We start from the raw sequence: 26075 nt of genomic DNA on the forward strand, positions 1-26075 counted from the left end.
GCCAGAAGCTGGTGAAGACCGCGTCGATCAACAACCACTGAAGGAATAGGCTGGATGGCTGGAACTTGGCGTGCAACGCGGCGACTGGTGCGGATGCTGTGGCATATCGTGCAAGGCATACGCCTCGTGCGCAACGGTTTCAACCATCTGGATGCCCATGCGCAGCAGCGCCTAGTGGAGCACTGGGCCCAGGGGTTTCTTCGCAAAGCAGGCATTGCATTGCAGGTTGAAGGCCTGCCAATTGCGACCAGCCCTGTGCTCTGGGTGGCCAATCACCAGTCCTGGCTGGACATTCCTACGTTGCACGCTGCGCGTTACTGCCGTTTTGTCTCGAAGGCCGAGATTGCCCAGTGGCCTTTGGTGGGCCATTTGGCACGTGCGGTAGGAACCTTGTTTATTCAGCGTGGTTCACGCCGCGAGACCCAGCGCATTGTGCAAACCATGACAGAGGCCTTGCAGCAGGGCGACAGTCTGGCCGTTTTTCCGGAAGGCACCGTGGGCAATGGCCGTGACTTGCTGCCGTTTTACGGAAACACGCTGCAAGCGGCCATTGATGCCGATGTACCCATTCAACCTGTCGGCATGACGTTTGTGGATGCCCGCACGGGGCAAGCTTCTTACGCGCCTTGTGAGGCATGGCAGGATGAACCGATAGTGCGCAGCCTGTGGCGCACACTCAAGACAGACCATCTGGTGGCTGTGGTGCGCTATGGCACGCCAGAAAAAGCCAGTGGACGTGACCGCCGTGCATGGGCCGGTGATTTGCGTACATGTGTAGAGGCGCTGCGCCAGCCTGCCACTGAGTCTGTCGAGACCGGGGCCAAGCTGCGCTGACCACAGCACGGCAACCTTCGGTGGGCTGGGGTAAGGTGGCAGCATATTCACTACCTTGCCTGCAGCAGCGACGGTGCTTGAGTGGCCGCAGGCAATCCAGAGAGGGCAAACCATGACTTCTGACACCATCCATGTGGATGTGGCCGTGATTGGCGCAGGCACAGCAGGAATGCATGCATTCAGCACGGCTCACCGCGCTGGGGCTGACACCGTGCTGATTGACCAGGGGCCACTGGGTACGTCCTGTGCCCGTGTGGGGTGCATGCCCTCCAAGGCCGTGCTGCATGCGGGCAAGCGCTGGAGCACCTTGCAAAGTCTGCTGCCGCAAGGTGCTCCAGCGCAACTGCCTGCAGGCCACACCACCCCCCAGCAGCTGTGGCAGCAAGCCTTGGCCGTACGCGACGAGCTGGTGGATGGCAATGTGCGCAATGTGCACCAGCTGGCCGGCGAGCGTTTGCTGCAGGCATCGGCCCGCTTTGTCGCACCTGACACGCTGGCATTGAGTGATGGGCGCAAGGTACAGGCACGGGCCTTTGTGGTGGCCACTGGCTCGCAAGCCGTCAGGCCCGCAGGTCTGCAGGCTGAGCTGGGCCAGGCTTTGATTACTACCGATGAGCTTTTTTATCTTCCGCAATTGCCACGCAGCGTTGCCGTAATGGGGCTGGGTGCGATTGGTTTAGAGATGGGGCTGGCCTTGTCACGCCTGGGCGTGCAGGTAGCCGCAGCGGGGCGCTCGCCCGTTCTGGCCAAAATTGCAGACCCCGAGGTGGCGCAGGCAGCCACCGACTATTTCTCGCAACAACTGCCTCTGGCATTGAGCGAGGCGCAGATTACGGTGCACCGCGACGGCGACGGCGTACTGATGCAGGCGGGGCCTTTGCGCCACCGCGCACAGTACCTGCTGGCGGCACTGGGCCGCAAGCCACGCTGGCAGGGGCTGGATATTGCCCAAGCAGGGGTGCAGCTGGATGACAAAGGTCGTCCGCACCTGGAGGCCGACAGCTTGCGCTGTGCAGGTAGCCAGGTGTTTGTTGCGGGAGATGTTTCGGCCCACCGTGCCCTCATGCATGAGGCAGGGCATGAAGGCACGCTGGCAGCACAGCAAGCGCTGCGCGCCTTGGGTGATGGGGGCTGGAAAAATCTACCTGAGCGTCACCGTACGGTGCCGATGTCGATTGTGTTCAGCGACCCCGACATTGCTGAAGTGGGCACGCGTTTTGATCAACTGCCAGAAGATGTGGTGATAGGTACGGTGCGTGGCCCGGGCAGTGGCCGCTCCAAGCTCATGCAAGCGCCGCACCATATCTTGCGCTTGTATGCGCAGCGCAGCTCAGGGCGTTTGCTGGGTGCAAGCTTGATGTGCGCCGGCGGTGAGCACCTGGCCCACCAGCTGGCATGGGCGGTACAGCGCAAAGAAACGGTCAACACCATGCTGGAGCTGCCGTACTACCACCCGAGCATGGAAGAGATGATTGATACCGCCTTGCGCGAGATGCGCCGCAGCTTGCGCAAGGCGTGACTGCGCAGGCTGTTTTGTCAGCCTTGCGGGCACATGATTTGTGGCTTTAAAAAACAGGATGCAGCGTATGCGCAAGTTTTGGATTCCTCTGGCGGCAGTGCTGGGTATGACCGGTGTTGGCATGGCCGCCTATGCCTCGCACGGGCTGGGCTTTATTGCCGACCCGGTGCTGCGCGAAGCTACGCGCAGCACGCTGCACATGGCGGTGCAGCAGCAGCTGTTTCATGCACTGGCGTTGCTGGGGGTGGGAGTTTTAAGCATCCAGGGTCTGGGCAATCGCTGGCTTTGCGCTGCAGGCGGTTTGTTTGCATTGGGTGTGTTGCTGTTCAGCGGCCTGATTTATCTGCGCACTTTCACCGGCATAGAAGCTTTTCGTCCCTTGGTGCCTTGGGGCGGAACCAGTCTGATGCTGGCCTGGCTGGCTTTGGGCGTGGGTGGCTTTAAAGCGGCGCGCAAGGCCTAAACTTGCGCCCATGAGCGATATCACCATTTTTCACAACAACCGCTGCAGCAATTCGCGCGGTGCCCTGGACATTCTGCGCGAGCGCGGGTTCGAACCCAATATCGTGGACTACATCGCCACGCCGCTGACGGCGGCAGAACTGGCGGAACTGGTCGCGCATGTCGGCGTGCCGGTGCGGCAGCTGCTGCGCACCAAAGAAGCGGCGTACAAGGAGCTGGGTCTGGACAATCCGGCGGTGAGCGACGCCCACATCATCATGGCGCTGGCGCAGCACCCCGCATTGCTCAACCGCCCGATTGTGGTCACCCCCAAAGGGGCTGCGCTGTGCCGCCCGCCCGAGAAAGTGCTGGAGCTGCTTTAAGGTTTTTCCGCGCTTGCGCCACAGGCAACAAGCCATGCACCAGCCTTAGCAGCCGGAGCGAAATTGCCAGTCACGGGTGTTCTGGCGGTCTTCGCGCAGGCGCTCCATCAGTTTGACTGAGCCACCGCGGCGTGCCAGCTCATCAATCTTTTTGATGCGCTGCTTGGCCGCTTCACATTTGGCGGTATTGGGTCGCCCTTGGCGTTGCGTTGGCGGCGCTGCCTGTGCCTTGTCCAGCTCACGCTCTGCGCGCTGCCACTCCCGGGTTTCTTTGTCTTCCTGGCGATAGTTCTTCTGGTGTGAGCTTGCGGGCAGCATGCCGCTTGCGGCGTTGCCTGTGGTGCTGGGGTACATATTGACCGCAGGCTCGACTTCTACGGCCTGACTACCCGTACAGGGTGCACTGCTGTAGCTATTGCCACAGCGGTATGCCTGCGCCTGGCTGGCAAGTGGGTACAGGGACAAAGCAAGCCACCAAGCAAGCCACAAAACCGTGCTTTGCCAAGTCAGAGGTGTAGGGCGGGTGTGCATGGCTGCATGTTAAGCACGGTGCTCTTTGCATTCAAGCGCGCCCATCCAGAAGCAGGCATCCAGCAATCAACGCTAGAGGCCCCCCCAAAAAAATTCAAAAAATCAGGGCTTGTCTTTGGGCTTGATAGATTGCTGCAAACGCTGGGTGACTGATGTGGTGGAGTCACGCACTTGCGCGGCGGCCTGACTCAGGCTCTGGGTCGTAGCGTGCACTGCCGACTGTGTGGCTGAACCCACAGAGCGGCCAGCCTGCATGACGCTGTCTGCAGCTGCCTGTGCGGTGTGCACCACGCTGGATTTGATACGCCCATAAACGGCCTGCGTGATTTGTGTGCCGCAGTCCTTGACGATGCTGCCCAGCATCTGTGCGGCGCGGCGGGTGGCTCCTTGTTTGACAGCCTGGCGCTCTGGCGCTTGCTGAGGGGCGCAGTAAGCATCGGCAATCAAGCCTACGCGCAATGTCAAAAACGCATTGGCAGCACCGCTGGCCAGACTGTTGGTGAGCAAGTTGCCCATGCCACCCAGCCCGGGAATGCTGCCCACGGCCGCAGGTGTAGCCGATTGCACGATGGGCGCGGTCAGCTCTGCAAAATCGACGTCGTCCAGACTGCTGGCAATCAGCACGCAAGCGCCGACGTTGCTGTACAGATAGCTCATTTGTTGAAGGGATGGGCGCAGACCGTAGATGCGAGCAATGCGCCATACCAGCTGAATCTGGCTGACCAGGACGACCAAGCCATCGAGCTTTCCGTTTTGCAGCAAAGCGGTGCTGGCCAGCACACTGGCAGCTGTGCGGCGGGTTTCGACTTCCGCCGCATCACGCAAGCGGGCAAGGGCGTGCATGACTTCTTCATCGCTGTTCAGCGGCTGGCCCGCCAGATGGCTGCTGCGTGCCAGATGTGCCCGCAGGCGCTGTTGGTACTCTGTGATGGCGGCCTGATCGCCTTCTGCGGGAAAGCGCAGAGCGGCGGGCAGACGCAGCAGCCACAGCGTAGGCACCAGCACGGTAGCGGTCAGCAGGCCGAGCAGACTCCAGAAGACGGGCTGACCCGCGCCGGCATGCAAGCGGTCTGCGGCATCGGCCAGCTGGCTGACCATGGCCACGGCAAACACAGCACTCCACACCACAAAACCGGTAGCGCAGATCCAGAGCAGGCGTGAAGTGAAGCGTGTCATGGTGTCAGTTCTCTCAATCAAAACGGCATCCAGTGTGCCTGAGTGCCGTTGGCGCTGCTGACTCCGCCTTCGATACGTCGCTGTTTCATCGGGTCGTATCGCTGGTGCTATCTGGCGCTTCATTCACGCCTTATCTTCATTGAAAACCTGTACTGGGCTGGGTGCAGCTAGCGGCTCTTCGCGCGTGGTGCGGCCGGTGTGAAAAATTCAGGCGCTGTGCAGCAAACCCTGCTTTTCGATGAAAGCAATCACCGTATCCAGCCCTTCCAGTGTTTTGAGGTTGGTCATCACAAACGGCTTCATGCCTTTGGGCGTATTGCGCATGCGCTCGGTATCGCTGCGCATGATGTCCAGATTGGCGCCCACATGGGGAGCCAGATCGGTTTTGTTGATGACAAACAGATCACTTTTAGTGATGCCGGGGCCGCCCTTGCGCGGAATTTTTTCACCCGCTGCCACGTCGATGACGTAAATCGTCAGGTCTGACAGTTCGGGGCTGAAGGTGGCAGCCAGGTTGTCGCCGCCTGATTCGATAAAGATGATGTCTGCATCCGGGAACTGGCCCAGCATGCGGTTGATCGCTTCGAGGTTGATAGAGGCGTCTTCACGAATGGCCGTGTGCGGGCAGCCCCCGGTTTCAACGCCCATGATGCGCTCGGCGGGCAGCGCACCGCTGATGGTCAGCAGGCGCTGGTCTTCCTTGGTGTAGATGTCGTTGGTGATGGCGATCAGGTCCCACTTGTCGCGCATGGCCTTGCACAGCATTTCAAGAATGGTGGTTTTTCCGGAGCCAACGGGCCCACCAATACCGACGCGCAGAGGTGGCAGCTTCTTGGTACGCAGGGGAATGTGGTGCAGTGCAGAAGTCATGGCGGTTCAGGTCATCAGAAATGGGGGAAATAAAAAATCAGGCCGGGTGGTGGTCTGGGTGATGGGGGCGTGACAGCGTCTGGGCAGGCATGGCGTAGCTTTTTTAGCTGCGAAACAGCCGGGAGTACTGGTGCTCGTGCCGCGCAGAGAGGATGGCCAGCATGGGTGAGAAAGCCTGGCGCTGCCCATCAGGCAACGCCAAGGCGTGCTCGACAGCGGCAGGAATGTCTGCGGTCAGCCGCGCCAGAATGCGCTGGCCAGCGTTTTGCCCCAGGGGCACAGATTTGATGGCTGCCTGCACCATGTTCTCGGCCCAGCCAAAGGTGTAGGCCAGCAGTGCATTGCGTGCTGTTGCACCCGTCAGCGTGGCGGCCAGCGCAAATGCCATGGGGTAGCTGGCATCCTGGGCAGCCAGCCAGCTCGTTTGCTGCATGGCTGCAGCGTCATCGGCATAGCGGTTCTTGAGCCATTCGATCAGAGAGCGCCCCATTTGCTCTGTCTGCAATCGCAGCTCACTGCTTTCGCGTGTGGTCAGCACCCAGGCATTGAGTGCTGCAAGGCGCGATGTGTCATGGCTGGCCCACGCGGGCATGGCTTGCGCAATGGCCGCCATATCTGCGCGCGACTGGCTCAGGTGCAATTGCGCTACCAGCCAGCTGCAAGCTTCTGATTCCGTGGCTACCAGTGCTGCATTGACTGCAGATTCAAGAGCTTCAGAGTAGGAAAAACCACCAATGGGCAGTGCTGGCGAGGCCAGCCACATCAACTGCAAAAAGCAATCCGGGGTGAGGGGCGGTGCAGGTGTGTTCATGCACTTATTCCCCGCGCAGCGTGAGGAGTTTCAAACCCACAATACCCATGAGGATCAAACCAAAGCAGGCCATGCGTGCAACGCTGCGGTTTTCTCCCAGAGCCAGCATGCCGTAAACGGCCGTGCCAACGGCACCGATGCCTACCCATACGGCATAGGCCGTACCTACGGGAATGGTGCGCGTGGCCAGCGAGAGCAAATACATGCTGGCCGCAATGAAGGCCCCGCAAAACAGGCTGGGCCACAGCCGGGTGAAACCTTCAGTGCGTGGCATGGCGGCTGCGTAAAAGATTTCGCACAGACCGGCTGCAATCAAAAAGACCCAGCTCATCCGCAACCGCCTTTGCTGTGCACATGCGTGCCATGGGCATGGCATGCCTGCTCGTGCGGGTGGTCACAGGTGCTGTGATCGTGGGAATGTGCATGCCCGTGATCGTGATCGTGGTGATGATCTTGTGCGTGGCTGTGCCCATGTCCATGGTGGCTGTGGCCATCATGGGTCACATGGCCGCCGTAGGCACCGCCTTCAGGCTCAAAAGGCATATCAGCCTGTACCACGGTCATGTGCATGCTGCGCAGCATGTCGGCCAGCACATGGTCGGGCTCAATCTTCAGGTGATCGGGCTGCAGCTCAATCGGCACATGGCGGTTGCCCAAGTGGTAGGCGGCGCGCACCAGATCAAAAGGGCTGCCGTGCACAGCGCAGGCCGTGATGTGCAGCACTTTCTGCGGCGCTGCAATCACACGCACCATGGAGCCATCCTCGGCCACCAGCACATCACCACCGCGCACCGCCTGGCCACGGGGCAGGAAAACAGCCAGCTCACGGCCCTGGCTGTCCGTGGCTGCAAAGCGTGATTTCTGGCGGACATCCCAGTCGAGTTCCACGGTGGCTGCACGTTTGAGCAGTACGCTGGCCAGGCCATGGCCCTGGGCAAGGAGTTTGTTTGCGGTCAACATTGGTTTCTGACTTTTCAAAGAAGTGCGACAAGCTGGCGTGCTTTATGCATTCGACAGCACTTTGTTTCAATCGATAGCATGACAAACATGTCAACCCCTACTGCGCTTTCTCTTCAGAAAAAATCCGACTGGCAGCCTTGTGGCGTGGACCATGTGGCCGTGTACGGCACGCTGCGCGCCGGTGGTGTCAATGAAATAGCACGCCTGCGCCCCGGCATCATCAGCACAGGCCGTACCACCTTGACGGGTACGCTGCATGATCTGGGCTGGTACCCGGGTCTGATTTTTCAAGGCACACAGCAGGTGCTGGCCGAGGTGTATCCGCTGGATCACGCGCTGGAGCAAGTGCTGGACGGGTACGAAGGCATCTGGCCGCAAAACACGGGCGAATACACCAAACGTATCGTCACGCTGCCCGTGGCATTGACCAGTGGCAGCACGAAGATGATGGCGTTGCTGGTCTATGAAGCCTTGCCCGCCACGGTGCAGCAGGCACCGGTGATTGCAGCCAGCGACTGGCTGGCCTGGTACCAGAGCAAAGGTGTGCCACCGGGGTCTGCAGCAACCTGAAGACCGGCTGGGTGCGGCCCTGGCATGTGAGCGTGGAAGGTTAAATAACACGGCTCATAAAGCAGCTGTGGGGGTCTGGGTGGTAGCTGCCAAAAGGCGCGCAGGGCACAAAGCCATTGCGGGCATACAGGCGGCGTGCAGGCACAAAGAAGTCCTGGCTTCCCGTCTCCAGACTGATTCGCTGTGCGCCACTTAGCTGTGCCTGCGTCAGAACAAAATCCAGCAATTGCTGCGCGGCACCGGTGCCGCGGTGCTTGGCGTCGATACGCATGGTCTTGAGTTCAAGGTGTGCGCTGTCAATGGTCTTGAGTGCGCAGCTACCCACCAGCGCATCGTGCACCCATGCCGTCCAAAAGCGTATGCCAGGCAGGCGCAATTGCGCTGTATCCAGCGCATGCACGCTTTCTGGCGGCGATACGCGGTGCATATCTTCCAGGTGCGCACGCAAAAAGGCCACGACGCGAGGGTCGTGCGCTGCATCCAGTTCAAATCGAAAAGCGGTCATGGCATGCCTCAAAACAAGAAGTAGCGCTGCGCCATGGGCAGGCTGGTGGCAGGCTCGCACGTCAGCAGCTGTCCGTCAGCGCGCACAGCGTAGGTTTGCGCGTCCACCTCCATGCGGGGGGCCAGATCGTTGTGGATCATGTGCTGCTTTTGTACGCCGCGTATGCCTTTGACGGCAGACAGCGTCTTGAGCAGGCCAAACCGCTCTGCAATACCTGCGGCCAGACCAGCTTGTGACACAAAGGTCAGCGAGGTTCTGGTCAACGCACCGCCAAAACTGCCGAACATGGGGCGGTAATGCACAGGCTGTGGTGTGGGGATGGAGGCATTGGGGTCGCCCATGGCGGCCATGGCAATGAAGCCGCCCTTCATGATGACGGCAGGCTTGACGCCAAAGAACGCGGGCTTCCAGATCACGATGTCGGCCCACTTGCCCACCTCAATGCTGCCCACCTCGTGGCTGATACCGTGGGCAATGGCCGGGTTGATGGTGTATTTGGCGATGTAGCGCTTGACGCGGAAGTTGTCATTGCGTGCGCCGTCACCGCTCAATGCACCGCGCTGCTGCTTCATTTTGTGCGCGGTCTGCCAGGTGCGCAAAATCACTTCACCCACGCGGCCCATGGCCTGACTGTCAGAGCTGAACATGCTGATGGCACCGATGTCGTGCAGGATGTCTTCGGCTGCAATGGTTTCCTTGCGGATACGGCTTTCGGCAAAGGCCAGATCTTCGGCAATGCCAGCGTCCAGATGGTGGCAGACCATGAGCATGTCCACATGCTCGTCCAGCGTGTTGATGGTGTAGGGGCGTGTGGGGTTGGTGGATGAGGGCAGTACGTTGGCCTCGCCCACCACTTTCAGAATGTCGGGCGCATGGCCGCCGCCTGCGCCTTCGGTGTGAAAGGTGTGAATGGTGCGGCCCTTGAAGGCGGCCACCGTGTCTTCCACAAAACCGCTTTCATTGAGTGTGTCGGTGTGGATGGCCACCTGAGTGTCGGTCTCTTCGGCCACCGTCAGGCAGTTGTCGATGGCCGCTGGCGTGCTGCCCCAGTCTTCGTGCAGTTTCAGGCCTATGGCCCCCGCGCTGATTTGCTCGTGCAGGCCTTGCGGCAGGCTGGCATTGCCCTTGCCCAGAAAGCCCAGATTCATGGGGAAGGCATCGGCCGCCTGCAGCATGCGCTCCATGTTCCACGGACCGGGCGTGCAGGTGGTGGCAAAGGTGCCGGTGGCGGGGCCGGTGCCACCGCCAATCATGGTGGTCACGCCACTGGTCAGAGCCTCTTCAATCTGTTGCGGCGCAATGAAATGGATGTGGGTGTCGATGCCGCCTGCGGTGACGATGCTGCCCTCGCAGGAGATGATTTCTGTGCCCGGGCCAATGATGACGTCCACCCCCGGCTGGGTGTCCGGATTGCCGGCCTTGCCGATGGCAGCAATGCGCCCGCCTTTCAATCCAATGTCGGCCTTGACGATGCCCCAGTGGTCGACGATGAGGGCATTGGTGAGCACGGTGTCCATGGCCCCTTGGGCGCGTGAAAACTGGCTTTGCGCCATGCCGTCACGGATGGTTTTGCCGCCACCAAATTTCACTTCCTCACCATAGCCACCGGCGGCCAGTGTGAAGTCTTTTTCAACCTCAACGATCAGCTCGGTATCGGCCAGCCGCACGCGGTCGCCCACGGTGGGGCCAAAGGTTTCGGCGTAGGCGCGCTTGTCCATCGTGGCCATATCAAAGTGCTCCTTGAATCAGGCCTCGAAAGCCGTAAATCTGGCGGTCACCGGCCACATCGACCAGCTCTACCGTGCGCTGCTGGCCTGGCTCAAAGCGCACAGCCATGCCACTGGCAATGTTCAGACGTTTGCCGTGCGCAGCCTGCCGGTCAAACTCCAGCCCGGCATTGGTCTCTGCAAAGTGGTAGTGAGAGCCGACCTGAATGGGCCGGTCGCTGGCATTTTTGATCAGCAGCGTCGTAACCGGGCGGCCGGGGTTGAGGACATGTGCGCCTGCATCCACCAAAATTTCACCGGGAATCATGCTTTTATCCTTGGCGCAATGCCGCGCAGTGCATGGCACGGCTTATCAATAACTGGCGCTGCATCAGCGCGGAGATGGCCCACACCACCACCGTCGCCTGCCTTGCGGCAGCGCTGTACGGCGGGGCAGTGTGGCGTTTCATTTAAGCCAGGCGGGTCAGCATGAAGGCCCCCAGTGCTGCAGTCAGCCCGCCAGCCAGCTTGGCAATCACCTGGTGGCGCTGCATGACTGCGTGGCCCAGCACGATGCCCGAGAGGTGCAGCAAGGCAGAGCCAGCGGCCATGCCAGCAATGGCACCCAGTGCAGCCAGCGCACTGTCTTGGGCCAGCTCGTAGCCGTGGGCGGCACCGTGAAAGAAGGCAAATACACCGGCCAGTGCGGCCGCTGCGCCCCAGGCCATTTTCTTTTGCACCATCACCAGCAGGCCCAGCACCAGCACCGATGCGGCGATCATGGGTTCGACCGCCGGGATATGCAGTCCCGCAAAACCGGCCAGACAGCCAGCAATGAGCAGCGCAACAAAGGCCGCTGGCGCGCGCCATGCGCTGGCCATGGTCAATGCACTCCATGCGCCCACAGCGAGCATGGCCGCCAGGTGGTCTGCACCGCCAAAGGGATGGGCAAAGGCGTGGCTCAGGCTGTCCAGAAAGTTGTGGTGGCCACCGCCGTCGGTGCTGATGTGTGCCATCGCAGACAGGGGCAGGAAAGAGGCAGCCGTGATGGCGGTGGTGATCAGATATTTGGTGTTCATAGCTGTTAGCGCAGGTGAAGTAAGGGCCGGGTGCCTGAAAGGCTTGAAATTCAAATAATCGGCTCGTGCACGGTGACCAACTTGGTGCCATCGGGGAACGTAGCTTCCATCTGGATGTCTGGAATCATCTCGGGCACGCCGTCCATCACGTCTTCGCGCGTCAGCACGGTGCGACCCTCGCTCATGAGCTGGGCTACGGTCTTGCCGTCGCGAGCGCCTTCCATCACAAAAGCACTGATCAAGGCGACGGCTTCGGGGTAGTTGAGCTTGAGACCACGGGCTTTGCGCCGCTCGGCCAGCAAGGCAGCGGTAAAGATGAGCAGCTTGTCTTTTTCGCGGGGTGTCAGTTCCATGGCGTGATCGGGTGCAGTGCAAATGGGCGACAGCGCCCTGCACAGTCTTTGCAAGAGCCGTGCCAGTGCCAGCCTGGGCGCTAGCTTGGTGCAGGGGTGCTGCCTTGATTTGGTGCCAGGGTGCTGCCCGCAGCTGGCGGCCCGGTTTTTATTGGTGCGCAGTGCGGCCAAAGCAGTGCAGTCACACCGGCTATCGGTTTATGTTGCACCACCATGGGGATTACGTGGTGCGTGGCTCAAAGTGGCACATGGCTTGCAAAGGGGGCACTGAGACCGCTGGTGTGTACCAGTGGAACCCATCAACCAGCCCTTTGAGGAGCACTTTCCATGAACCAGCGTCGTTTCACTTTGAAAACCCTGGCTGCCAGCGCAGCGGTTGCCGGATTTGGTTTTGCGGGTTTGTCCGCCCAGGCTGCGGACACCATCAAGGTGGGGGTGCTGCATGCGCTGTCGGGCACGATGGCGATTTCGGAGACCGCGCTCAAGGACATGGCGCTGATGACGATTGAAGACATCAACGCCAAGGGCGGTGTTCTGGGCAAGAAGCTGGAGCCCGTGGTGATTGATACGGCCTCCAACTGGCCGCTGGCGGCGGAGCAAGCCAAGCAGTTGATCAGTCAGGACAAGGTGGCGGTCACCTTTGGCTGCTGGACTTCGGTGTGCCGCAAGTCGGTGCTGCCGGTGTATGAAGAAAGCAATGCGCTGCTGTTTTACCCAGTGCAGTACGAGGGCGAAGAGCTGAGCAAGAACGTGTTCTACACCGGTGCGGCGCCCAACCAGCAGGCCATTCCTGCGGTGGAGTACCTGATGGGTGAAGACGGTGGTTCGGCCAAGCGCTGGGTGCTGCTGGGGACCGACTATGTGTATCCCCGCACGGCCAATAAAATTTTGCGCGCCTTCCTCAAATCCAAGGGTGTGGCAGACAAGGACATCATGGAAAGCTACACCCCGTTCGGGCATAGCGACTACCAGACCATCGTGGCAGACATCAAGAAGTTTGCAGCCGGTGGCAAGACTGCCGTGATCTCCACCATCAATGGCGACTCCAACGTGCCTTTCTACAAGGAACTGGGTAACGCAGGCATCAAGGCGACCGACGTGCCCGTGGTGGCTTTCTCTGTGGGTGAAGAAGAGCTGCGTGGCCTGGACCCCAAACCGCTGGTGGGCCATCTGGCTTCGTGGAATTACTTCATGAGCGTCAAGAACCCCACCAACGAAGCGTGGATCAAGCAGTGGAGTGCCTACGCCAAGGCCAAGAAGTTGCCCGGTCAATCCACCAAACCTTTGACCAACGACCCCATGGAAGCCACCTACGTAGGCATCCACATGTGGAAGCAGGCGGTTGAAAAAGCCAAGTCGCTGGAGGTGAACAAAGTCATTGCAGCCATGGCGGGCCAGACCTTCAAGGCACCGAGCGGCTTTACGCTGACCATGGATGCCAAGAACCACCACCTGCACAAACCTGTGCTGATTGGCGAAATCAAGGCCGATGGCCAGTTCAACGTGGTGTGGAAAACCAAGGCGCCCGTCAAAGCCCAGCCCTGGAGCCCCTTCATTGAAGGCAACGACAAGAAAAAGGACGAACCAGAAAAGAAGTGACGCAGCGCTGAAATGGCAGACGCGAGGTGTGCCTCCAGAGGCTGCCATTTCAGCGAGCAGGGATGCGCGTTGTGCAACCCGGTTTCTTTTCAGGGGCCCGCCCTTGCTGAGGCGGGCCGCTGGCCGATTGGATCGCTTATGTTTTTCCTCCTTTTGCACAGACTCAGGCCATGGCTGGGGGCCGCTGTGGCTGCCATGGCGCTGAGCCAGGCCCCCGCCCATGCCCTGACGGCAGAACAAGCCTTTGCCATGGCCGACGGCGACAACAACAGCCGCATTGCCGCCATGCAAGATGCCGTTGCAACGGGAGATGTCACCCGTGTGGCCGATTTTTTGAATGCCCTGCGCGATGGGCAAGTGCAATACGGTGCAGGCCGTGCCTTCATTGTGCGCGGTGATCAAGCACTGGATCCGGTGACAGGCAAGGCCACAGAACTGCCCGAAGGTGTGGACGACGCCAGCACCAACAACCGCATGCGCCGTGAAATTGGCAACGCACAGGCAGCGCTGAATTTGTTTGTGGGCAATGACAGCGAACGCCTGAGTGCGGCCAGGGCCATGCTCCAGGGCGCAACGCCGCAGCGCCTGCCCATGCTGGACAAGGCGCTGGCCAAAGAAAGCAGCGAGGCCGTCAAGGCAGAGCTGGAAATGGCCCGCTCTGCGGCCTTGCTGGGCAGCAGCAAGGCTGCTGAACGCACGGCTGCCGCCGCCTTGCTGGCCCAGCGGGCAACGCCTGCCACACGCCTGCTGCTCAGTGAACAGCTGACCCAGGAGCAAGACGAGAAAGTGCAGGTGGCACTCAAGCGTGCGCTGGCAGAAGTCAATGACAAGCTGGCCTGGGGTGAGCGTCTGGGCGTGGCCTTTACCGGCATCAGCCTGGGCTCCATCTTGCTGCTGGTGGCGCTGGGCCTGGCCATTACCTATGGGCTGATGGGCGTCATCAACATGGCCCATGGCGAGCTGATGATGATTGGTGCCTATGCCACTTATGTGGTGCAAGGCGTTTTTCGCACCTATGTGCCAGAGTTTTTTGACTGGTACTTGCTGGCTGCTGTGCCTGCATCGTTCATGGCGGCGGCTCTGGTCGGGGCCATCATGGAGCGTGGTGTGCTGCGGTTCTTGTATGGCCGCCCGCTGGAGACACTTCTGGCCACATGGGGCATATCGCTGGTGCTGATGCAGCTGGTGCGTACCTTTTTTGGTGCGCAAAACGTGGCCGTAGAAAACCCGGTGTGGATGAGTGGCGGCTGGCAGGTGCTGCCCAACCTCACGCTGCCGCTCAACCGCTTGATCCTGATTGTTTTTGCCTTCGCCGTGCTGGCTGGGGTGGCCTACATCATTGCCAGAACACGCCTGGGCCTGTTTGTGCGGGGTGTCACGCAAAACCGCCCGATTGCGTCGTGCATGGGGGTAAATACCGCGCGGGTAGACACCATGGCGTTTGCGCTGGGCAGTGGCATTGCCGGTCTGGCCGGCTGCGCCTTGAGCCAGGTGGGCAACGTTGGACCTGACCTGGGCCAGAGCTACATCGTGGATGCGTTCATGGTGGTGGTGCTGGGCGGGGTTGGCCAGCTGGCGGGCACGGTCTACGCCGCTCTGGGGCTGGGCATTCTCAACAAGTTCCTGGAAGGCTGGACCGGTGCGGTGCTGGCCAAGATTGCGGTGCTGGTGTTCATCATTGCTTTCATCCAAAAGCGCCCCCAAGGCATTTTTGCGATGAAGGGGCGCAGTGCAGAGGCCTAGATGAAACACCCCCTGAGCCGCTTACGCGCCTTCCCCCTCAAGGGGGGCGACAGCCTCGCTGCGGGGCGGCCCTGGCTCGCTGTCTCTGGCGAAAACGGGCGTTCTCCTAAGCCCTGCGAAGGATCACAGTTATGAATGCTTCAACAACGTTGAAATCGAATGTGTTTGTGCCAGTCTTGACATTGCCCGGCCGCAAACCCTTGCTCACCAAGGCCGGCTGGTCCGCCTTCATGGTGGCGCTGATCGTGGTGTGCGCGCTGGCACCGGTGCTCAATCTGTGGGTGGCCGAAGGCAGCGTGTTTCACCTTTCGGACTACGCGGTGCGCCTGCTGGGCAAGATCATGTGCTACGCCATCTGTGCGCTGGCCATGGACCTGATCTGGGGCTACACCGGCATCCTGAGTCTGGGGCACGGGCTGTTCTTTGCTTTAGGTGGCTATGTGATGGGCATGTACCTGAGCCGCCAGTCTGCCGGGGCTGATGAGCTGCCCGCCTTTATGGTGTTTCTGGCATGGAAAGAGCTGCCCTGGTTCTGGGCCCTGTCAGACAGTTTTTTGGCCACTTTCATTCTGATCTTTGCGGTGCCGGGTGTGGTGGCCTTTGTGTTTGGCTGGTTTGCCTTTCGCTCTCGCATCAAGGGGGTGTACTTTTCCATCATCACGCAGGCCCTGACGTATGCGGCCATGCTGCTGTTCTTTCGCAACGAGACGGGCTTTGGCGGCAACAACGGCTTTACCGATTTCAAGCGCATTCTGGGCATGCCACTGGCTACGCAGGAAATGCGCATGGCGCTGTTTGTCATTACGGGCTGCACATTGCTGGGCTTTTTTCTGCTGGCGCGCTGGCTGGTGCGCAGCAAGTTTGGCCGGGTACTGCAGGCCGTGCGCGATGCGGAAACGCGTGTCATGTTCTCGGGCTACTCGCCGCTGCCCTACAAGCTGACCATCTGGGTGATCAGCGCCATGATGTGCGGCGTAGCGGGGGCGCTGTATGTGCCGCAGGTGGGCATCATCAACCCGGTGGAAATGTCGGCAGCCAGCTCGATCGAGATTGCAGTGTGGACGGCGGTGGGGGGGCGGGGCACATTGGTGGGGCCGATTGTGGGGGCCTTTGCCGTCAACGGCGCCAAGAGCTGGCTGACCGTGGCCGCGCCCGAGTTCTGGCTCTACTTTCTGGGTGGCCTGTTCATTGTGGTGACGCTGTTCATGCCCCACGGCATCGTGGGTGTGGTGCGCAAGCTGCGCAGCAAGCTGCAAGGCAATAAGAAGGCAGGTGTGGCATGACCCCGGATCTGCTGGAAGCGGGCGCAACCCGCATGCGTACCGCTGCTGTGAAGGCTGCGCAAAACACCGAATCCGGTGGCCGCAGCGCCAGCATGGCGCGCATTGCAACCCCGGGTGAAGTCGATGTCACCCACGGGCGCATCTTGTATCTGGAAGACGTGCATGTCAGCTTTGATGGTTTCAAGGCCATCAACGGCCTGAACCTGGACATTGCCCCGGGTGAGCTGCGTTGCATCATTGGCCCCAATGGTGCGGGCAAAACCACCATGATGGACATCATCACCGGCAAGACACGGCCCCAGAAGGGCTCCGTGTTCTTTGGCTCCACCATCGATTTGCTGCGCCATAACGAGCCGCAAATTGCGCAGCTGGGCATTGGCCGCAAGTTCCAGAAACCCACGGTGTTTGAGCAGCTGACGGTGTTTGAAAACCTGGAGCTTGCCCTGAAAACGCACAAGGGCGTCAAACACTCGATGTTCTTCAAGCTCAGCAGCGAACAAGGCGACCGGCTGGCACAGGTGCTGCACACCATCCATCTGGCGGGCAGTGTGAACCGCATGGCGGGTGAGCTGTCGCACGGACAAAAGCAGTGGCTGGAGATTGGCATGCTGCTGATGCAAGACCCCAAATTGCTGCTGCTGGACGAGCCCGTGGCGGGCATGACCGATGACGAAACCGCGCGCACGGCGGAGCTGTTTCTGCGCCTCAAAGGCAAGCACTCGCTGATGGTGGTGGAGCACGACATGTCCTTCATCAACACCATCAGCGAAAAAGTAACCGTGCTGTGCGAGGGCAGCGTGCTGGCTGAAGGCACGCTGGCACAGGTGCAGGCGGACGAACGCGTGATTGAGGTGTATCTGGGCAGGTAGGCCAAAGGGCTTTGCCTGTAAATAATGTAGCTTCTATCGCTTGTAAATAAACAGTTTCAGATAATTTTCATTCTGAAAACTAACGTGCATAAGCGATAACAGCTATCAAGATTGAAACAAGCGCAGCCATGGGGCTGTTTGCGCAGGCTCTAGCTGCGCTGGAGACCAGAAATGCTCAAAGTCGACAACCTGCACCAGTACTACAGTGGCTCGCACATCTTGCGGGGAGTGAGTGTGACGGCGCAGCCGGGCAAAGTCACTGTCTTGCTGGGGCGCAACGGGGTGGGCAAGACCACGCTGCTCAAAAGCCTGATGGGGCTGGTGCCCATCAAGAGTGGCGCCATCGAATGGAAGGGGCAGCCCATCCACAAACTCACGCCGTATGAGCGTGCGCGCCGAGGCATTGGCTTTGTGCCTCAGGGCCGGGAGATTTTTGGCCGCCTGACGGTGGAGGAAAACCTGCGCATGGGGCTGGCCTATCAAAGTGGCAGCACACCCATTCCGCCAGATCTGTACGAGTTGTTTCCTGTCTTGAAGCAAATGCTGCATCGCCGTGGTGGTGACCTCTCTGGCGGCCAGCAGCAGCAACTGGCCATTGCCCGTGCGCTGGCCCCCGCGCCGGGGCTGCTGATTCTGGATGAGCCCACCGAAGGCATTCAGCCCAGCATCATCAAAGACATTGGCCGTGTGGTCCGCATGCTGGCCAAAGAGCGTGGCATGGCCGTGCTGCTGTGCGAGCAGTACTACGACTTTGCCGAGGAGCTGGCGGACGCATATGTGGTGATGGAGCGTGGTGAAGTGATTGCCGCCGGGCCGGGCGCTGAGATGCAGGACAAGGGCATTCAGAAGCTGGTGGCAATTTAGCAGGCCTCATGCGGCCCTCACAGCCGTGGCGGCGCGCATCGGATTGCGCCATCCATTTTCGTTGTGCTGACCGTGCTTAGTTGGTGTGGTGCTGGCGGAAAAATGCCCACTCTTCGATCTCGCGGCCGTCTGGCAGCACGCACATTGCGTGTTCGCCCAAGGCGGTTTTCACCATGCGCAACTTGCCGCCTTGCTGTATGCAAAACACCGAAGCTGGGTTGGCCATGCCCACTTTGGGCGGCGCGCCAGCCGGGGCTGGTGAAGGGGCGGGTGGATGGCTGCAGGCGCTGACCAGCAAAGCGGTAGCAGCCAACGTTGTGCTTTTTTTCATGGGCGTATGGGCTGTGGGGTGTGCACAGCATAAAAGCAAGGCCGACACGAGCGCGTGTCAGAGGGCCTTGTCTGCCTGTCAGCATGAAGACCTTTTAACACCGCGCCCTTGATACGTCGTTGCTTGGCCTGTCGTAGCGCCTGTGCTGCTTGTACTGACTGTGCTGCCTGTACCGACTGTGGCTTCGTGCTGCGTTTCCAATGCAAATCAAGGATTTGCTGGGTGGCGTTAGCTGCGCTTAGCGCCGGGGCATGGAGGTTTTTCTTTGCGACAAAGCTTGCTGGTAAAGCGGCATGACCTTGGGGACATAAGCGTCCAGCGCTGCAATGCGATCGGCACCGGCGGGGTGGGTGCTGAGAAAAGAGCTGCCCTGGCTGCCGCCGCTGATTTGCTGCATCTTCTTCCACACCGACGATGCGTTGCGTGGGTCATAACCTGCGCGCGCCATGAGCTCCAGTCCAATGATGTCGGACTCCAGCTCCATCGCGCGTGAGTTGGGCAGGTGCACCAGCATTTGCGAGCCGGCATCCATGATCTCGCCGGGCATGCCGGTGGCGGCAGCGACGGTGCTGGTTATCAGGCTGGAGAGCGTTTTTTGCGAAGCTTGTTCGCGCGAATGCTCGCGCAATGCGTGCGCAATCTCGTGGCCCATGATGGCGGCCAGCTCATCGTCGGTGAGCTTGAGCTTTTGCACGATGCCGGTATACACCCCGATCTTGCCGCCCGGAGCGCAGAAGGCGTTGATGGCATCGGACTCAAACACATTGATTTCCCAGGCCCAGTTTTTGGCGTCAGGGCGGAACACGCCGACATGGGCAATCAAGTCATTGCCAATCCTGCGCACGCGCTGCGTCATGGCCGCATCGGTGTTGAGCTTTTTCTTGGCCTGAGCGTCAGCGGTCAGCTGCTGAAAGCCCTTGGCCGCTTGCGCGTTGATGGTGTCACTGGAGACAAGCATCAACTGGCTGCGTTGCAGCCCGATGGCCCCCGAATTGGTGGTGCTGGCACAGCCTTGCAAAACCGCTGCAGTCAGCAAAGCACTGCCAATGCGCAGCAGCCAGCGGGGAGCCATTTCAAAAGCCATGTTTAAGTTCTTCAAGATGCGTCCCTACCAGAAACAAAAAATCAAACGCAATTGAATCACAGGCGTGGTCTTGCCACAAATGTGCGGCCAGCCAGCGCCGGGACGTGAAAAAGCCGTATTGCACGGCATGCAATACGGCTTGAAGCGATGGATGAAAGAGGATTACTGGATATTCAGCGTCACTGTCTTATCGACAGGCTGAAGGCGCTGCAATGTCAGCGTCAGCACACCCAGCTCCAGTTTTGCGCTAGAGGCTGCAGCATCAATCTTGTGCGGCAACTCCCAGCTGCGGCGTACCTGGCGGGGCGCATCTTCTACGCTGCTCAAATGCACCATGTTTTCTTCAATACGCAATTGCAGTTGTTCGCGGCTCAAGCCTGGGACGTCCACCGACAGCACGGTCGCTTCGTCGCTGTGGCTGACCTGAAAGTCTGCATTGAGCTGCTTGGACGCGTGCGTGGCGGCTTTCAAAAAGCGTTGCAGCGCTTCATCGGGACGGGTGACGTTACGGATGATTGGTGTAGCGAGAAACATGCTCAAACTCCTTGTGTAAAGGGCGCTGTCTGCGCCTGGATGCTCCCTACATGTCATCGCCCAGCGATTTTTCAAGAGAATTTTTTCAAGAATAAATTTTGTCTAAAACACTTGAAAAACTGCCAACTGCCTTTATTGCGCACGCATTGGCGGTGCATGGGCAGGGGCAGGTCATTGCGGTGAATGCTGCGATCGTGGCCTCAGGCAGGCTTTGGGCAAGCAGGGCAGGGCCCGCCATCAGGCTGGGTCGGGGGTGTCACTGGCGCACTGCAGAAATTGCTGAATCCAGCGGCTGTGGGCAGACGCTCGCATCCACAGCAGGCCCACTTCGCGGCCGCTGGCTTCGCGTGAGGTGGTGTGCGCAAGTGCCAGTGCCCGTATGGACTTGCCCCGGGTGAGCGCATGGCCAATGTCAGGCACCAGGCCAACCCCCATCCCTTGCTCGACGAGCATGGCAATGGCCAGTACGGAGCTGATCTCAAACCGTTCCTGGGGAGCGATGCCCACCGCCTTCAGGTAATCATCGGCCAGTTTGCCGCCGCCCAGGCGCCGCTCATAGCGCACCAGCGGCTGCGTACGCAATAACTCCAGAGGGTCGCGGTGTGCCAGTGCTGCCGGTGCCAGCACCACCAAAGGTTCATGGCGCAGGCCGTGCCAGAGCACGGATTTGGGCAGATCAAATGCGGGTTTGAGGCACAAGGCGGCATCCAGCTCGGTTTGCAGCAGCGCGCTGTACAGCTCAGGCGTCAGCCCGGTGCGGATATGCACGCGTACGCGGGGGTGGGTGTGTGTAAAGCGGCGCAGCATGTCGGGCAAAAAACCGTGCAGTGCCGTATTGACACTGCCCAGACGCAGCACACCGGTATCTTCTTCAGACACCACGTGATCGCGTAGCTCGTGCAGGTTCACCAGGAGGCGCTGCCCCTTTTCATACAAGCGCTGGCCGGCTCCATTGGGGCGTACATTGCGCCCCTGGCGCACCAGCAGGACGCAACCCATCTCTCCTTCCAGAACCCGCATTTGCTGTGCAATGGCTGCGGGGCTGAGGTGCAGTTGCCGGGCCGCTTCGGACATGGATCCGCAGTCCACTACTTTCAAAAAATTGTAGATGTATGAGGTTTCCATTCAACACATTTTCTTAAAAATGATGAAAGTGTAGGCCAGTTGGTTTCTCGGGTGGGAACATCGAAACTGCAGGCTAATGGATAGGCACAACAAGGAGACAAGCATGAACAAGCCTCAACCCCAGAGCCTGGGTGCAATGATGAAACGCCGCCAGTGGCTGCAGTCTGCTGCAGGCATGGCAGCGTGTGCGGTGCTGCCTGCATGGTCGCAGGGGCGCAGCAGTGCCAGCGGGCGTCTGGTCGTACCTTTCGCGCCGGGTGGCGGCAATGACGTGTTTGCGCGCCAGCTTTCACATGGCCTGTCTGAAGCGTTTGGCTACAACATGATTGTGGAAAACAAGCCCGGCGCTGGTGGCAATCTGGGCACTGAAATGGTGGTGCGCGCCAGCCCTCAAAGTGAAACCTATCTGCTCGGCCATACCGGCACGGTGTCGATCAACCCCGCGCTCTACAAGGGCCTGAAATTCAACCCCACCACCGATTTGCAGCCTGTGGCCATGTTCGCTTCGTCGGCCTTGCTGCTGGTGGTGCCCGCCAGCTCTCCCGTGCGCAACGTTGCCGAGCTGGTCAAGGCCTTGCGTGAAAAGGGCGAGGCGATGAACTATGCCTCCAGCGGTTCGGGCTCTGGCGGACATCTGGCAGGTGAAATGCTGGCATTTATGCTGGGTGTGAAGGCCACGCACGTGCCTTACAAGGGAACGGCCCCGTCTCTCAACGATGTGGCAGGCGGCCTGGTGGACTTCAGCTTCAGTGTGATTCCTGCGGCACAGGCGCTGGTCAAGTCTGGCAAGCTGCGCGCACTGGCAGTGACCAGTCTGCAGCGCCATGGACAACTGCCCGATGTACCCACCGTGGCTGAATCAGGTGTGGAGGCGCTGGCCAAGTTTGAGAGCACGCTCACCTATGGCGTGCTGGCACCCAAGGGCGCTGCTGCCAGTACGGTCAAAAAACTCAGCGATGAGATTTTGCAGGTGGCTGCGCAGTCTGCTTTCCAGTCCAAACTGGGGGTGGAGGGGGCCGTGCCTTTGCTGGGTGATTCCACGGCGTATGCCAAGAAAATTCAGGAAGAAACCCGTAAATGGGATGCCGTGATCAAAGCATCGGGTGCATCGGTATAAATCTCAGCACAACAAGCGCAGCCATGGTTTTTGCATCGTCTTCTTTAATGAGTGCCTATCTGAATCCGCTGCCGCAGGTGGAGCTGTTCAGTGACAGACAGTGGATAGATGCCATGCTGCGTTTTGAAGCACAGCTTGCCATGGCACAGGCCGAATGTGGTCTGGTTCCCCAGGCGGCAGCACAGGCCATTGCTCAGGCCTGTGCATCAGTTGCGCTGCATCCAGAGGCTCTGGCTGCGCAGGCGCGCCAAACCGGAGCGCTGGGCATGGCGGTGGTTGCCCCTTTGCAGCAATGGCTGCAGCGCCATGCCCCCGAAGGGCTGCCCTGGCTGCATTGGGGCACCACCACCCAGGATGTGGTGGATACCGCCAATGCCATGCTGACGGCCCATGCCCTTGAGGCTTTGCAGCGGCAATTAAAGGGGTTGCAGCAGTCATTGCTGCACATGGCCCACGAGCATGCAGCCACGCCAGTGCTGGGACGCAGTTTGCTGCAGCCCGCGCAAATCACCAGTTTTGGCTTCAAGTGCGCACAAACCGCAGCGGCTCTGGGGCGCAGCAGCGCGCAGTTGCAGCGGCTGGCCGCACAGGCGCTGTGTGTGCAGTTGGGCGGGGCTGTGGGCAATAGCGCTGCGCTGGGTGGCGATGCCATGCGTGTGGAGCAGGCATTGGCACGCCGCCTGGGGCTGAAGGCCTGCGGCTACAGCTGGCATACCCAGCGCGATGACTGGATGCGTCTGGGCATGGAAGTAGCAGTGTGCGGTGGAAGTCTGGCCAAACTGGCCAAGGACTGGGCCTTGCATGCGCAGTATGAAGTTGGTGAGCTGTGTGAGGCTGCGCGTGGCATCACCTCCAGTGCCATGCCGCACAAGCGCAACCCCGTGCATTGCCTGCAGGCCCTGGCGCAAACCAAGGCCGTGCCGCAACTGGCGGCTACCTTGCTGGCGTGCATGGACCAGGCGCACGAACGTGCACTGGGTGAGTGGCAGGCCGAAGTGGTGCACTGGGCACAGCTATGGACGCATGTGCATGCAGCTGCGGCTGCTTTGTGTGCGGCTGCGCAGGGCATGCAGGTGCATGCACTGCGCATGCAGGCGCATATCGACAGTTTGCAGGGAGTGGTGTTTTCCGAGCAGCTGGCGCAGGTGATCTTGCCCTTGCTGGGCAAACCCGAGGCGCAGGCCGCTGTGGCACTGTGCGCGCAGCAGGCTTTGCAGCAAGGCCAGCCTTTGCCCGCACTGCTGGCGGCTTACCTCAAAGAGCAGGGCCATGTCGTCAGCGAAACGCTGCATGCTCAGCTGCATGCCGCGGCAGATGTCCAGGCTGCGGCGCAGGCCTCTGCCTTGCGCTGCCATGAATTACTGACACAGATGACCAGCGCAGGCCAGCCCGCGCCACTGAACGAAAGCATTGCATGACAACAGCACCATCGCTAGACAGTTTGCAGCAAGGGCTGCGCAATCGTCGCCAGGTTTTGGGCGATGCCTGGGTTGAGCAATCGGTCAGCAACGCCAACGCGCTCAATGTCGAGTTTCAGCGTCTGATTACGTCTTACGCCTGGGACAGCATCTGGAGCCGCCCCGGTCTGGATCGCAGAACACGCCGCATCATGGTGCTGGCCACAACGGCTGCCATGGGGCGCTGGGAAGAGTTTGAACTGCATATTCGCACCGGCTTGATGGCCAACCCCCAGCAGGCTGATGCAGCGCCGCTGGACCTTGAAACGATCAAGGAAGTGCTGCTGCAAACCGCCGTGTACGCCGGAGTGCCTGCAGGCAATACCGGCATGGCGATCACGCTGAAAGTGCTGCGCGAGCTGGGGCGCGAGCCCGAGAAAAGCAGTTTTTTCCCGGCACCCTGAGCGTTCGCCACAGGCCGTCTGCCTGTGCAGGCACTTACATTGACCAGATGCGTGGCGCTGTCCCCGGCAGTTGCCAGTGCTCTTGGCGCCAGCACACGCGCACTTGTTGCCACAGTTGCATCAAGGGTTCCACCACTGGCGCCAGGCCACGCAGTACCAGCATGTGCGCGTTGGGTGCGGTAACGCCGCACCACTGGCCCTGGGGGTGTGCATCCAGTACGGCGCGTGTGGCGTCCAGCAAGTGCTCGCGCTGTGTGCGCGTCAAGGCAGTGCCGCAGGCCAGCAGCATGCTGCCCATGCAGCGCTGGCCAGCCAGCCCCAGGGGGCTGTCCATCAGGTAGGCATCATCGGCACGCACGGTGCCGTGTTCCAGCCAGTGGCCTGGCCACTGCATGTGCTGGGTAAAACGGCCTTGCACAAAGGGCTCACTGGCGTGGGGCAGGCCAAAGGCGGTGATGTCCCAGGCCATCAGTTCAGCGCCTTCGGCCACATCCATGTGCAGCAGGTTGTGGGCATCGCAGGCGTTGTAGGCCAGTGCTTCCAGCGGCAGCCATTCCAGCCGCGCCCCGGCCTGCAGCCTGAGGTGGGTGCGCTGGGCGGCAGGTTCGCCACTGGATTTGTAAAAACGGGTGGCACCGGGCGTGGTGACCAGCGCATGGGCATGGCTGCCCACTTGCACCGTAATGTCCAGCGTGTCGCCGCTGACCAGACCGCCGGGCGGGTGCACCAGCACGTTGTGGCACACCGCGTCTCCCTCGGGGTAGAGGCTGCGCAGCACCCGCAAGGGCCCATCGTGGCGGAAGTGCACGCGCGAGCGCCCTGCACTGAGGGAGTAGTTGAGATCAAGTTGAGCAAGCCAGGCCATGCGCTCAGACAAGCAAGAAATGCGCCCAATGCACCAAGCTGGGGCGTGATGCAGTAAAAAAGGCTGCAGTTTGCGGGGGGGGCCAGCCGCTTTTCAAGGGGCAAGTGCTGCGCTTACAGATCCGTGTTGCTGGAGCTGGCGTTATCGGCAGCGGACAGCCAGCTGTCCTCATACACGGCCAGGGCTTCGTCCACCAGACAGGGGCCAGCGCATTCCACAGGCTCGGTGGCACTGGCAAAAATATCGTGGCAACTGAGGTGAATGGGTCGCAGGTCTGGCCGGATGTGCTGCAAGCGCTGCCAGTCCAGCCCATACACCACACGGCGCACACCTGCTGAGCAAATGGCGCTGGCGCACATGGCGCAGGGCTCTGCGCTGGAGTACAGCGTGGCTGCGGCAATGACGTCGGCAGGCAGGCGTGCTGTGCCAATCTGGCGCACGGCATTCATTTCTGCGTGGCCTGTGCTGTCACCTGTTTCCTGGGTGTTGCTGAAGGCCTCGGCCAGGATGCGCCCGTCCGCCGTCACGATGATGGCGCCGAAGGGGCGATTGCCCCGTATGCGCGCTGCGTTGGCCCAGACAAAAGATTGCCGTAGCCAGTGCGCGTCGAAGCTGCAGAGCGGCTGCTCGTCTTCGGGGGGCATCTGGTTGGAATGGGTGTTGGACTGAAAGAAATGGGCTTGCATGGGCGGGCCTTTCCTGCATGCTGGGTGGGGCCACAACACGCTGACCGGGTGGTACAGCGTGCGTTCGTTGATGGCAAGCTTCAATGCACAGGCCGTGCCAAAGCGGGTGGGAATTTGTAGGTCAGAGGATGGGTGATTTGTAAGTTGATGTGAGCTGGCGCGTGGGGTGGAGAAAGAAGAGGCATTGATTGCCGGCGCTGCATTCAAAAACAGGGGCTGACAACGCCGCTTGATCCAGGACCCAGCGTTTGAATGCGATGGAGAAAACCCAGATGGAGATTGGACAGAGATGGTGCAGCGCTGTATGGGCAGGGCGCAGGACATAAAAAAAGGCCTGCACAAGGCAGGCCCAAGTCGAGGATAGAGAAGATCAGCG

Annotated in this window: 31 protein-coding genes; 13 read left to right on the plus strand and 18 right to left on the minus strand. The window is 60.5% G+C overall.

Annotated features, from left to right (window positions below; translation table 11 throughout):
- The first annotated feature begins 54 nt into the window (after positions 1–54).
- The 4 genes from H9646_RS10725 (at position 55) to arsC (ending at position 3177) form a co-directional block, all read left to right on the plus strand.
- Positions 55–834: a lysophospholipid acyltransferase family protein gene (locus tag H9646_RS10725; protein ID WP_191723367.1), complete on the plus strand. Its 780-nt coding sequence runs from the start codon at positions 55–57 to the stop codon at positions 832–834.
- Between the two features lie 112 nt (positions 835–946).
- On the plus strand, positions 947–2353 hold the full coding sequence (locus H9646_RS10730; RefSeq protein ID WP_191723368.1) for a dihydrolipoyl dehydrogenase: 1407 nt from the start codon (positions 947–949) through the stop codon (positions 2351–2353).
- Positions 2354–2420: 67 nt separating this feature from the next.
- The gene (locus tag H9646_RS10735; protein WP_191723369.1) at positions 2421–2816 is read left to right on the plus strand and encodes a DUF423 domain-containing protein; all 396 of its coding nucleotides are present in this window, start codon (positions 2421–2423) and stop codon (positions 2814–2816) included.
- Between the two features lie 10 nt (positions 2817–2826).
- Positions 2827–3177 (plus strand): arsenate reductase (glutaredoxin), encoded by a 351-nt coding sequence (arsC, locus tag H9646_RS10740; protein ID WP_191723370.1) that lies wholly within the window; start codon positions 2827–2829, stop codon positions 3175–3177.
- 45 nt (positions 3178–3222) lie between these two features.
- Here arsC and H9646_RS10745 read toward each other — a convergent pair whose 3' ends face one another.
- From H9646_RS10745 to ureE, 6 genes are all read right to left on the minus strand, one after another.
- On the minus strand, positions 3223–3642 hold the full coding sequence (locus H9646_RS10745) for a hypothetical protein (protein WP_191723371.1): 420 nt from the start codon (positions 3640–3642) through the stop codon (positions 3223–3225).
- Positions 3643–3810: 168 nt separating this feature from the next.
- The gene (locus H9646_RS10750; protein ID WP_191723372.1) at positions 3811–4884 is read right to left on the minus strand and encodes a DUF697 domain-containing protein; all 1074 of its coding nucleotides are present in this window, start codon (positions 4882–4884) and stop codon (positions 3811–3813) included.
- A gap of 207 nt (positions 4885–5091) precedes the next feature.
- Entirely contained in the window at positions 5092–5754 is a 663-nt protein-coding gene (ureG, locus tag H9646_RS10755; RefSeq protein WP_191723373.1) for an urease accessory protein UreG, read from the minus strand.
- A 103-nt stretch (positions 5755–5857) separates the two neighbouring features.
- Entirely contained in the window at positions 5858–6565 is a 708-nt protein-coding gene (locus tag H9646_RS10760; protein WP_191723374.1) for an urease accessory protein UreF, read from the minus strand.
- A gap of 4 nt (positions 6566–6569) precedes the next feature.
- Positions 6570–6896 (minus strand): DMT family transporter, encoded by a 327-nt coding sequence (locus H9646_RS10765; protein ID WP_191723375.1) that lies wholly within the window; start codon positions 6894–6896, stop codon positions 6570–6572.
- Complete coding sequence (ureE, locus tag H9646_RS10770) at positions 6893–7525, minus strand: urease accessory protein UreE (RefSeq protein ID WP_191723376.1); 633 nt, start codon at positions 7523–7525, stop codon at positions 6893–6895. Before ureE ends, H9646_RS10765 begins: the two co-directional genes overlap by 4 nt.
- 87 nt (positions 7526–7612) lie before the next feature.
- Between ureE and H9646_RS10775 the strand changes: the two genes are divergently transcribed.
- Positions 7613–8095, plus strand: a complete 483-nt coding sequence (locus H9646_RS10775; protein ID WP_191723377.1) for a gamma-glutamylcyclotransferase family protein — start codon at positions 7613–7615, stop codon at positions 8093–8095.
- Between the two features lie 40 nt (positions 8096–8135).
- Here the strand turns inward: H9646_RS10775 and H9646_RS10780 are convergent, their stop codons facing one another.
- Genes H9646_RS10780 through H9646_RS10805 form a run of 6 tightly spaced genes read right to left on the minus strand, consistent with a single transcriptional unit; the run spans position 8136 to position 11738 of the window.
- Entirely contained in the window at positions 8136–8600 is a 465-nt protein-coding gene (locus H9646_RS10780; protein WP_191723378.1) for a GNAT family N-acetyltransferase, read from the minus strand.
- A gap of 8 nt (positions 8601–8608) precedes the next feature.
- Entirely contained in the window at positions 8609–10327 is a 1719-nt protein-coding gene (ureC, locus tag H9646_RS10785; protein ID WP_191723379.1) for an urease subunit alpha, read from the minus strand.
- A gap of 1 nt (position 10328) precedes the next feature.
- Positions 10329–10634 carry an urease subunit beta gene (locus H9646_RS10790; RefSeq protein WP_191723380.1) on the minus strand — a complete coding sequence of 102 codons (306 nt, stop codon included), beginning with the start codon at positions 10632–10634 and terminating at the stop codon, positions 10329–10331.
- 4 nt (positions 10635–10638) lie between these two features.
- Positions 10639–10776, minus strand: coding sequence for a hypothetical protein (locus tag H9646_RS10795; RefSeq protein ID WP_191723381.1), 138 nt, complete (start codon positions 10774–10776; stop codon positions 10639–10641).
- The gene (locus H9646_RS10800) at positions 10777–11385 is read right to left on the minus strand and encodes a HupE/UreJ family protein (RefSeq protein WP_191723382.1); all 609 of its coding nucleotides are present in this window, start codon (positions 11383–11385) and stop codon (positions 10777–10779) included.
- Positions 11386–11435: 50 nt separating this feature from the next.
- Complete coding sequence (locus H9646_RS10805) at positions 11436–11738, minus strand: urease subunit gamma (RefSeq protein WP_191723383.1); 303 nt, start codon at positions 11736–11738, stop codon at positions 11436–11438.
- A gap of 327 nt (positions 11739–12065) precedes the next feature.
- Here H9646_RS10805 and urtA point away from each other — a divergent pair, with 327 nt between their 5' ends.
- The 5 genes from urtA to urtE all read left to right on the plus strand — a co-directional run bounded on the left by urtA (position 12066) and on the right by urtE (position 18096).
- Complete coding sequence (urtA, locus tag H9646_RS10810) at positions 12066–13337, plus strand: urea ABC transporter substrate-binding protein (protein WP_191723384.1); 1272 nt, start codon at positions 12066–12068, stop codon at positions 13335–13337.
- A gap of 195 nt (positions 13338–13532) precedes the next feature.
- A complete protein-coding gene (urtB, locus tag H9646_RS10815) occupies positions 13533–15080 on the plus strand; it encodes an urea ABC transporter permease subunit UrtB (RefSeq protein ID WP_191723669.1) in 1548 nt (515 codons plus the stop codon).
- A 131-nt stretch (positions 15081–15211) separates the two neighbouring features.
- Positions 15212–16363 carry an urea ABC transporter permease subunit UrtC gene (gene urtC / locus H9646_RS10820; protein ID WP_191723385.1) on the plus strand — a complete coding sequence of 384 codons (1152 nt, stop codon included), beginning with the start codon at positions 15212–15214 and terminating at the stop codon, positions 16361–16363.
- A complete protein-coding gene (gene urtD / locus H9646_RS10825; RefSeq protein ID WP_191723386.1) occupies positions 16360–17232 on the plus strand; it encodes an urea ABC transporter ATP-binding protein UrtD in 873 nt (290 codons plus the stop codon). The genes urtC and urtD overlap by 4 nt, the downstream gene beginning before the upstream one ends.
- A gap of 171 nt (positions 17233–17403) precedes the next feature.
- Complete coding sequence (gene urtE, locus H9646_RS10830) at positions 17404–18096, plus strand: urea ABC transporter ATP-binding subunit UrtE (RefSeq protein WP_191723387.1); 693 nt, start codon at positions 17404–17406, stop codon at positions 18094–18096.
- A gap of 76 nt (positions 18097–18172) precedes the next feature.
- On the opposite strand, the gene H9646_RS10835 is transcribed toward urtE, so the two are convergent.
- The 4 genes from H9646_RS10835 to H9646_RS10850 all read right to left on the minus strand — a co-directional run bounded on the left by H9646_RS10835 (position 18173) and on the right by H9646_RS10850 (position 21170).
- Positions 18173–18427 carry a putative hemolysin gene (locus tag H9646_RS10835; protein ID WP_191723388.1) on the minus strand — a complete coding sequence of 85 codons (255 nt, stop codon included), beginning with the start codon at positions 18425–18427 and terminating at the stop codon, positions 18173–18175.
- Positions 18428–18665: 238 nt separating this feature from the next.
- On the minus strand, positions 18666–19526 hold the full coding sequence (locus tag H9646_RS10840) for a M48 family metallopeptidase (RefSeq protein ID WP_225214133.1): 861 nt from the start codon (positions 19524–19526) through the stop codon (positions 18666–18668).
- A gap of 147 nt (positions 19527–19673) precedes the next feature.
- Entirely contained in the window at positions 19674–20045 is a 372-nt protein-coding gene (locus H9646_RS10845) for an Hsp20/alpha crystallin family protein (protein WP_191723389.1), read from the minus strand.
- A gap of 237 nt (positions 20046–20282) precedes the next feature.
- On the minus strand, positions 20283–21170 hold the full coding sequence (locus H9646_RS10850) for a LysR family transcriptional regulator (protein ID WP_191723390.1): 888 nt from the start codon (positions 21168–21170) through the stop codon (positions 20283–20285).
- A gap of 103 nt (positions 21171–21273) precedes the next feature.
- Here H9646_RS10850 and H9646_RS10855 point away from each other — a divergent pair, with 103 nt between their 5' ends.
- From H9646_RS10855 to H9646_RS10865, 3 genes are read left to right on the plus strand one after another with little or no spacing between them, the layout of a single operon-like run.
- A complete protein-coding gene (locus H9646_RS10855) occupies positions 21274–22287 on the plus strand; it encodes a Bug family tripartite tricarboxylate transporter substrate binding protein (RefSeq protein WP_225214134.1) in 1014 nt (337 codons plus the stop codon).
- Positions 22288–22310: 23 nt separating this feature from the next.
- Positions 22311–23705, plus strand: a complete 1395-nt coding sequence (locus H9646_RS10860) for a lyase family protein (RefSeq protein WP_225214135.1) — start codon at positions 22311–22313, stop codon at positions 23703–23705.
- Complete coding sequence (locus H9646_RS10865; protein ID WP_191723391.1) at positions 23702–24148, plus strand: carboxymuconolactone decarboxylase family protein; 447 nt, start codon at positions 23702–23704, stop codon at positions 24146–24148. The genes H9646_RS10860 and H9646_RS10865 overlap by 4 nt, the downstream gene beginning before the upstream one ends.
- A 34-nt stretch (positions 24149–24182) precedes the next feature.
- Here the strand turns inward: H9646_RS10865 and H9646_RS10870 are convergent, their stop codons facing one another.
- Together H9646_RS10870 and H9646_RS10875 are read right to left on the minus strand one after the other, a co-directional pair.
- Positions 24183–25013, minus strand: coding sequence for an urease accessory protein UreD (locus H9646_RS10870; protein WP_191723392.1), 831 nt, complete (start codon positions 25011–25013; stop codon positions 24183–24185).
- A gap of 113 nt (positions 25014–25126) precedes the next feature.
- Positions 25127–25699, minus strand: coding sequence for a nucleoside deaminase (locus tag H9646_RS10875; protein WP_225214136.1), 573 nt, complete (start codon positions 25697–25699; stop codon positions 25127–25129).
- Between the last annotated feature and the right edge of the window lie 376 nt (positions 25700–26075).

Source organism: Comamonas avium (genome assembly GCF_014836675.1).
Taxonomy (GTDB): domain Bacteria; phylum Pseudomonadota; class Gammaproteobacteria; order Burkholderiales; family Burkholderiaceae_C; genus Comamonas; species Comamonas avium.

Coding starts and splice junctions, on each gene's coding strand:
- H9646_RS10725 (WP_191723367.1), top strand. CDS start 55: ATGGCTGGAACTTGGCGTGCAACGCGGCGACTGGTGCGGATGCTGTGG.
- H9646_RS10730 (WP_191723368.1), top strand. CDS start 947: ATGACTTCTGACACCATCCATGTGGATGTGGCCGTGATTGGCGCAGGC.
- H9646_RS10735 (WP_191723369.1), top strand. CDS start 2,421: ATGCGCAAGTTTTGGATTCCTCTGGCGGCAGTGCTGGGTATGACCGGT.
- arsC (WP_191723370.1), top strand. CDS start 2,827: ATGAGCGATATCACCATTTTTCACAACAACCGCTGCAGCAATTCGCGC.
- H9646_RS10750 (WP_191723372.1), bottom strand. CDS start 4,884: ATGACACGCTTCACTTCACGCCTGCTCTGGATCTGCGCTACCGGTTTT.
- ureG (WP_191723373.1), bottom strand. CDS start 5,754: ATGACTTCTGCACTGCACCACATTCCCCTGCGTACCAAGAAGCTGCCA.
- H9646_RS10760 (WP_191723374.1), bottom strand. CDS start 6,565: ATGAACACACCTGCACCGCCCCTCACCCCGGATTGCTTTTTGCAGTTG.
- H9646_RS10765 (WP_191723375.1), bottom strand. CDS start 6,896: ATGAGCTGGGTCTTTTTGATTGCAGCCGGTCTGTGCGAAATCTTTTAC.
- ureE (WP_191723376.1), bottom strand. CDS start 7,525: ATGTTGACCGCAAACAAACTCCTTGCCCAGGGCCATGGCCTGGCCAGC.
- H9646_RS10775 (WP_191723377.1), top strand. CDS start 7,613: ATGTCAACCCCTACTGCGCTTTCTCTTCAGAAAAAATCCGACTGGCAG.
- H9646_RS10780 (WP_191723378.1), bottom strand. CDS start 8,600: ATGACCGCTTTTCGATTTGAACTGGATGCAGCGCACGACCCTCGCGTC.
- ureC (WP_191723379.1), bottom strand. CDS start 10,327: ATGGCCACGATGGACAAGCGCGCCTACGCCGAAACCTTTGGCCCCACC.
- H9646_RS10790 (WP_191723380.1), bottom strand. CDS start 10,634: ATGATTCCCGGTGAAATTTTGGTGGATGCAGGCGCACATGTCCTCAAC.
- H9646_RS10795 (WP_191723381.1), bottom strand. CDS start 10,776: ATGAAACGCCACACTGCCCCGCCGTACAGCGCTGCCGCAAGGCAGGCG.
- H9646_RS10800 (WP_191723382.1), bottom strand. CDS start 11,385: ATGAACACCAAATATCTGATCACCACCGCCATCACGGCTGCCTCTTTC.
- H9646_RS10805 (WP_191723383.1), bottom strand. CDS start 11,738: ATGGAACTGACACCCCGCGAAAAAGACAAGCTGCTCATCTTTACCGCT.
- urtA (WP_191723384.1), top strand. CDS start 12,066: ATGAACCAGCGTCGTTTCACTTTGAAAACCCTGGCTGCCAGCGCAGCG.
- urtB (WP_191723669.1), top strand. CDS start 13,533: ATGGCGCTGAGCCAGGCCCCCGCCCATGCCCTGACGGCAGAACAAGCC.
- urtC (WP_191723385.1), top strand. CDS start 15,212: ATGAATGCTTCAACAACGTTGAAATCGAATGTGTTTGTGCCAGTCTTG.
- urtD (WP_191723386.1), top strand. CDS start 16,360: ATGACCCCGGATCTGCTGGAAGCGGGCGCAACCCGCATGCGTACCGCT.
- urtE (WP_191723387.1), top strand. CDS start 17,404: ATGCTCAAAGTCGACAACCTGCACCAGTACTACAGTGGCTCGCACATC.
- H9646_RS10835 (WP_191723388.1), bottom strand. CDS start 18,427: ATGAAAAAAAGCACAACGTTGGCTGCTACCGCTTTGCTGGTCAGCGCC.
- H9646_RS10845 (WP_191723389.1), bottom strand. CDS start 20,045: ATGTTTCTCGCTACACCAATCATCCGTAACGTCACCCGTCCCGATGAA.
- H9646_RS10850 (WP_191723390.1), bottom strand. CDS start 21,170: ATGGAAACCTCATACATCTACAATTTTTTGAAAGTAGTGGACTGCGGA.
- H9646_RS10855 (WP_225214134.1), top strand. CDS start 21,274: ATGAACAAGCCTCAACCCCAGAGCCTGGGTGCAATGATGAAACGCCGC.
- H9646_RS10860 (WP_225214135.1), top strand. CDS start 22,311: ATGGTTTTTGCATCGTCTTCTTTAATGAGTGCCTATCTGAATCCGCTG.
- H9646_RS10865 (WP_191723391.1), top strand. CDS start 23,702: ATGACAACAGCACCATCGCTAGACAGTTTGCAGCAAGGGCTGCGCAAT.
- H9646_RS10870 (WP_191723392.1), bottom strand. CDS start 25,013: ATGGCCTGGCTTGCTCAACTTGATCTCAACTACTCCCTCAGTGCAGGG.
- H9646_RS10875 (WP_225214136.1), bottom strand. CDS start 25,699: ATGCAAGCCCATTTCTTTCAGTCCAACACCCATTCCAACCAGATGCCC.